This window comes from Burkholderia sp. Bp9031 (assembly GCF_003857965.1).
Lineage (GTDB): Bacteria > Pseudomonadota > Gammaproteobacteria > Burkholderiales > Burkholderiaceae > Burkholderia > Burkholderia ambifaria_A.
Map to the genome: position 1 here is coordinate 1 of NZ_QTPW01000108.1, position 385 is coordinate 385.

Below are 385 nucleotides of genomic sequence, written 5' to 3' on the forward strand. Positions count from 1 at the left end.
GCCAGCGACGCAGGCACGTCGATGCTGAGTCTCGGCAACCTTCGGCGCATCACTCGAAAGAAGGGTCGTGCCGATGCACGCGGCAAAGGCTTCGACCTTCGCACCGACGATTGGGGCGTGGTGCGAGCGTTGAAGGGTTTGTTCGTGTCGACGGACGGTCAACCGGGCGGTCCTGGCCACGCGAAGGACGCCAAAGAGGCCGTCGGCCGGCTGACGCAGGCGCGCGAACTGCAGGAAAGCCTGACGAATTTGGCGCAACAGCACGACGCACAACAACGTGATGCGGACCAGAGCGACGTCACCCGTGCGATCAAGGCGCGTAACGATGCGATTCGGGGAACACCGTCCGGCGGCGCGGATGACTTCCCGGAGCTGACGGAACCGG

1 protein-coding gene is annotated in these 385 nt (G+C 64.9%); it reads left to right on the top strand.

Translation table 11 applies throughout. The features are described from left to right. Positions 1-21: 21 nt before the first annotated feature. On the top strand, positions 22-385 hold a 364-nt coding region (locus DIE15_RS36725; protein WP_260428458.1), incomplete at its 3' end, for a type VI secretion system Vgr family protein.